This is a genomic window from Pedobacter sp., assembly GCF_045628745.1.
GTDB lineage: Bacteria > Bacteroidota > Bacteroidia > Sphingobacteriales > Sphingobacteriaceae > Pedobacter.
In genome coordinates, this window is record NZ_JAZQPU010000276.1 from 1 (window position 1) to 5,849 (window position 5,849).

6 protein-coding genes are annotated in these 5,849 nt (G+C 38.2%); 3 read left to right on the forward strand and 3 right to left on the reverse strand.

Annotation, left to right across the window (positions count from 1 at the left end; genetic code table 11):
• Positions 1-271: 271 nt before the first annotated feature.
• Both ACR2F7_RS10430 and ACR2F7_RS10435 read left to right on the forward strand, forming a co-directional pair.
• The gene (locus ACR2F7_RS10430) at positions 272-673 is read left to right on the forward strand and encodes a GreA/GreB family elongation factor (RefSeq protein WP_432713512.1); all 402 of its coding nucleotides are present in this window, start codon (positions 272-274) and stop codon (positions 671-673) included.
• 379 nt (positions 674-1,052) lie between these two features.
• Entirely contained in the window at positions 1,053-2,303 is a 1,251-nt protein-coding gene (locus ACR2F7_RS10435) for an MFS transporter (protein WP_432713513.1), read from the forward strand.
• 71 nt (positions 2,304-2,374) lie between these two features.
• Here ACR2F7_RS10435 and gap read toward each other — a convergent pair whose 3' ends face one another.
• Genes gap through pfkA form a run of 3 tightly spaced genes read right to left on the reverse strand, consistent with a single transcriptional unit; the run spans position 2,375 to position 5,220 of the window.
• Positions 2,375-3,376, reverse strand: coding sequence for a type I glyceraldehyde-3-phosphate dehydrogenase (gene gap, locus ACR2F7_RS10440; protein ID WP_432713514.1), 1,002 nt, complete (start codon positions 3,374-3,376; stop codon positions 2,375-2,377).
• A 4-nt stretch (positions 3,377-3,380) separates the two neighbouring features.
• Positions 3,381-4,223 carry a hypothetical protein gene (locus ACR2F7_RS10445; protein WP_432713515.1) on the reverse strand — a complete coding sequence of 281 codons (843 nt, stop codon included), beginning with the start codon at positions 4,221-4,223 and terminating at the stop codon, positions 3,381-3,383.
• Between the two features lie 10 nt (positions 4,224-4,233).
• Positions 4,234-5,220, reverse strand: coding sequence for a 6-phosphofructokinase (gene pfkA, locus ACR2F7_RS10450; protein ID WP_432713516.1), 987 nt, complete (start codon positions 5,218-5,220; stop codon positions 4,234-4,236).
• A gap of 113 nt (positions 5,221-5,333) precedes the next feature.
• Between pfkA and ACR2F7_RS10455 the strand changes: the two genes are divergently transcribed.
• Positions 5,334-5,849, forward strand: a 516-nt coding sequence (locus ACR2F7_RS10455) for an NUDIX hydrolase (protein WP_432713517.1), incomplete at its 3' end; no start/stop codon positions are given.

Sequence of the window (5,849 nt, forward strand, 5' to 3'; positions counted from 1 at the left end):
TATAATACGACGAATAGTATACATACGAGATTTGGATTTTCATTCCAAACGACTAGCAAAGACTTTCTAGTCTAAGCCCCATTCCATATCGCTTCAGGTTTGGGGCGTTTACATCGAATTTTCTTCCAATAATTGTCCACCGTCTTCTGCACGATACGATTGCTGTCGTCATCATTTGTTAAACATAGTTTTAGCTTTATGTGCTGCTGATAAAGGTGTTGAGTGATTGTTGGAATCTATTAGCTCACAAAGTATTTAATCAATATTAAACATGGAAACACCAAAATTAATTATCCCAAAGAGAGAATATGATTTGTTGATGAATCATTTAAAACTCAGCAGTAACTTGTCTGATTTTAACAAACAAAAGCTGAATAATGAATTGAAAAAAGCTAAAATTGTTAAGAAAGAGGCTTTGCCTGATAATGTTATTGTTATTGATTCATTAGTGACCATTCAGGATGTTAAAAGCGGACAAGAATTTACCTTCCACCTGGTTACACCCGAAGAGGCTAATATGAAGAAACAAAAGCTTTCTGTATTGGCACCTATTGGCATTGCCTTATTGGGTTATACAAGTGATGCAGTGGTGGATTGGGAAATGCCTGATGGGGTGAAGCAGTTTAAAGTTAAACATGTTACGCGCCATGAAAAAGATAGTGAGGTTGCTTAAGCGGCCTCATTGTTATTAAAGAGTCGATGGAATGAGCAATTTCTGTTGACTCTTCTCTAACTATTTCACATTTATATGAATGAATATAAAAAAAGCTAATTTTATCAATTACAGGCATTTTAAATTGCTTTTATTCATTTAGTCAGCACGTAGGAAAATTTGATGGTTTGAATATGAAGAGATATCTCGCTCAAAATCTGATATTATAACTGTTGGTTTTGGGACCAAAGAGAAGCACACGCAAGATTTCCAAAATTACCAGTATAGACGATTTAAAGGTATATTAATTTTGTAATTCAGTTCATCCAATTATCTATTAATTCCCCCTTGTCTTTCCACAATAAATAAATAGCTTTAGAATACTAAACTATTTAAGGAAATGACCACACCAACTCTTGAGAAAATTTCAACAGTACCACGCAATCAATTATTTAGCGCAGCAGTTATAGTAGCCTCCTTGGGTTATTTTGTTGATATCTATGATCTTTTACTTTTCAGCATTGTCCGTGTAACCAGTTTACAATCCTTAGGCTTACAGGGCGATGAAGTTACCCGTGGCGGTATCTTTTTATTGAATATGCAAATGTTGGGTCTTTTGCTTGGTGGTATCCTCTGGGGCATTTTAGGCGATAAAAAAGGCCGTTTGTATGTTTTATTTGGATCTATATTTATGTACTCTGTAGCCAATATTTGCAATGGCTTTGTCAGCTCCATAGAAAGTTATGCTTTTTGGCGTTTCATTGCAGGCCTGGGATTGGCAGGGGAGTTAGGTGCGGGTATTACCCTGGTTGCAGAACTGATGCCTAAAGAAAAAAGGGGCTATGCCACCACCATCATTGCTTCGGTGGGGATCAGTGGTGCTGTTGTTGGTCATTTTGTAGCCGAACTTTTTGACTGGCGTACCGCTTTTTTTATTGGCGGCGGCTTAGGGCTTTCCTTATTATTGCTGCGGATAGGGGTTGCCGAATCGGGGATGTTTGGAAAAATAAAAGAGAAGGCGGTACAAAAAGGCAACTTTTTCTCCCTTTTTAATAAAGAAAGGTTTAATAAATACATGCGTTGCATCATTATCGGCATTCCACTTTGGTTTGTTGTAGGGATTTTAATTACCCTTTCGCCAGAATTTGGTAAAGCGCTGGGCGTTAAAGGTGTGGTGAATGCCGGTGCTGCGGTAGCTTGTTGTTATGGTGGATTGGTACTAGGCGATATTGCCAGTGGCTTATTGAGTCAGTACTTAAAAAGCAGAATCAAAGTTGTCTATACTTACTTGTTTTTATGCATGCTGACCATCTCTGCTTTTTTCTTGCTCCGCGACCTCAGCTTGCCTGCATTTTATGTGCTATGTGTGGTATTGGGGTTTTCTGTAGGCTATTGGGTAATCTTTATGACTATTGCCACCGAACAGTTTGGTACCAATATCCGTGCAACGGTAACCACTACTGTTCCTAACTTTGTACGTGGCTCTGTGATTCCTTTAACTTTATTATTGCAGTATTTAAAGGGTGTATTTAATGGCAATTTACTTACGGCAGGTATAATTGTTGCCGCGCTGAGTTTGATAACCGCTTTCTGGGCTTTGTTCTATATGCAGGAGACCTTTCATAAAGAATTAGATTATGTAGAGGATTAGAAACAAAGAAAGGGATGTTCCATCCAGACACATCCCTTTTCTAACCAAATATAAACCTGTATGAACGGGTTTTACTTTAAATTTCCGTAGTATTCAACGAATTTTACTAGAGCTGATGAATAGCCCCATTCGTTATCATACCAAGAAACCACTTTTACGAAGTTGTCGTTTAAAGCGATACCCGCTTCTGCATCAAAAATGGATGCACGATCATCTCCTATAAAGTCAGAAGAAACTACTGCATCTTCTGTATATCCTAATACACCTTTCAAATACCCTTCAGAGGCATCTTTCATGGCTTTTTTAATTTCTTCATAAGTTGCCGCTTTCTCTAAGCGAACTGTTAAATCAACAACTGAAACATCAGCTACTGGTACGCGGAAAGACATCCCTGTTAATTTACCTTTCAATTCAGGAATAACTTTCGTTACTGCTTTTGCAGCTCCTGTTGATGAAGGGATAATGTTAGAGAAACCACCACGGCCACCTCTCCAGTCTTTTGCAGACGGACCATCAACAGTTTTTTGTGTAGCTGTAACAGCATGCACAGTACTCATTAAACCTTCAACAATACCAAAGTTATCATGTAATACCTTAGCAATTGGCGCTAAACAGTTGGTAGTACAAGAAGCATTGGAAACGATTTTTTGGTCTGCAGTCAATTTATCATGATTTACACCCATAACGTAAGTAGGGATAGAATCGTCTTTTGCCGGAGCAGAAAGAACAACTTTCTTAGCACCTGCAGCCAAATGTTTTGAAGCATCCGCTTCAGTTAAAAAGAATCCTGTAGATTCAATAACAAGTTCTACGCCAACTTCATCCCATTTCAAGTTTGCAGGATCTTTTTCTGCAGTAATGCGGATGGTTTTTCCGTTAACAACTAAATTTCCATTCTCTACTTCTACGGTACCGTCAAAACGGCCGTGAGTAGAATCATATCTTAACATATAAGCCATGTAATCCGGCTCAACTAGATCGTTTATAGCAACAATGTCTAAACCTTTTTTTAATGCAGCTCTAAAAACCAGTCTGCCGATACGGCCAAAGCCGTTTATTCCAATTTTGCTCATATTATTAATTTGAATAGTAGTTAAGTAAATTATATATTGGTTCTTTGGTAATCGTTGTAATGTTAAATCCGTGCTTTTTAACCACGGCGCGTAACCTGTCTTGAAAATGACCTGCTACAATACCCACAAAATGTATGTCTTTACCCGGGTGTTGTTTTAATATGGGTAATAAATACAATTGTGTATAAGTCTCAAACGCGTCATCTACACAATTTTGTATAAATGTGTGCTCTCTGTTTTCAATAAAAAAGTCAAAGAAAAAACTTAAATACTGTTGTGCCAATGGCTTTTTGTATACTCTCTCCAGAATAGTAGGCCTGTCGATTGTGTATTTTGCTTCCAGTTGTATGCGTAAGTCTTCTGGTAACTTCTCTGTCAAATAAGATATTAAAAGCTTTTTTCCCAGGTGATTAGAAGAACCTTCATCACCAAGGATAAAACCAAGGCCAAAATTATTTGCTTCCAGGTTTTTGCCATCAAAGTAAGCACAATGTGCGCCACTTCCTAAAATGCCAACCACACCACTGTCGGTAAAACATGCTGAAACTGCAGCACCATATAAATCATCTTTTACATAGATCTTAGAATTTTTAAAAAACTGAGCTAATGTACGGGTCAGTTCTTCGCTTTTGGCTGCTGAACTGGCACCGGCGGCAAATACATACATCTTTTTGATGCTCTCTGCATGGTTGATCAAAACAGTTTTTTTGTTCAACATTTGCAAAATTGCCTTGGTGTCATTAAAATAAGGGTTAATACCGGGCATACTACATTCTGCAACGGTCTTGCCGTCTTTTGCTAACTTCCAGAATGCAGTTTTTGAACCGCTGTATACCACCGCTATCATTAATATATATTTATATAGATAAAACTTTAGTCATCTCTAACAGATCGCTTTCTAATTTAAAGTTATGATTTTTAAGCGCATCTTCAATCTTTGTAGTATTTATTTCATTGCCACGTAAGCCTACCATTACGCGGGTATTGCCTTTCAGCATTTCGTTAACGGCTGCAAAACCTAGTCTGCTGCCTAAAATACGGTCAAAACTACTTGGGCTGCCACCACGTTGAAGGTGACCCAAAATGGTAACTTTGGTGTCGTAATGGTTAAAACTCTCTTTCACACTTTTGGCAATATCATAAGCGCCACCAGCTTTATGTCCTTCAGAAACGATAACGATGCTGGAAGATTTTTTAGTGCTGGCACCTAATTCCAATTGTGTAATTAATTCATGAGTGCTGGTAAAACGCTCCGGCAATAAAACAGCTTCGGCACCACTTGCAATAGCACTTCTTAAAGCTATGCAACCAGAATCGCGACCCATTACTTCAATAAAGAATAACCTGTCGTGCGAATCTGCCGTATCCCTTATTTTATCTATTGCTTCAATAACCGTATTAATGGCCGTGTCATACCCTAAAGTAAAGTCAGAACCATAAAGGTCGTTATCAATCGTTCCTGGAATGCCGATAACCGGAATATCATATTTATTAGAAAAATTGCGGGCACCGGTAAAAGTTCCGTCGCCACCAATTACAATTAGTCCATCAATGTTTTGTGACTTTAAATTTTGATAGGCAGTTTCCATGCCTTCATCCGTTTTAAATTCTAAACAACGGGCTGTTTTTAAAATTGTACCTCCTAAATGGATGATGTTACTTACAGAACGGGCATTCATTGGAATGATGTTGTTATTGATCAAACCCTGGTAACCGTGCATCACTCCAAACATATTTACGCCATTATAGATACCCGTGCGAATTACTGCCCTGATGCAGGCATTCATTCCCGGGGCATCGCCTCCTGAGGTAAGTACAGCTATATTTTTTATATTTGGCTTCATTTATAACACGAATATAGGGTGTATTTGTTACACTAAGTAATTATTTTGTGTTTTTTTTGTGTAATATTGCAATAAGCGATTTTATTTGCGTCTATATTTAAAAAATTAACGGTTTGAAAGAAGCACTGCCACATTTTAGCTCCACGTTCTCCATTGATTGTGTGGTTTTCGGATTCGATGAAGGGGAACTAAAAATTCTGCTCATCGAAAGAAACGAAGAGCCCTTCAAGGATTGGTGTGCTTTGCCCGGAAATATTGTACCTGGCGATGAAAGTCTGGATCAATCTGCATCGCGGATTTTAAAGGACCTCACGGGCTTGGGAGATATCTTCATGGAGCAGTTTTATACTTTTGGCGATGTAGACAGGCACCCACAAGGTAGGGTAATCAGTATTGCTTACTATGCCTTACTTCGTTTAGGTGGCGATAAACCGTTGAAGCCAATTACCAATTATGCTAAAAAGGCTTTTTGGAGAAATGTAAATGACCTGCCACGTCTGGCCTTCGATCACCAGAAGATCTTTGAAAAGGGATTGGAAAAAATAAAACGCCGTATTAAACACCAGCCTATAGCTTTTGAATTGCTGCCAGAGAAATTTACCCTTACACAGTTACAAAATGTATATGAG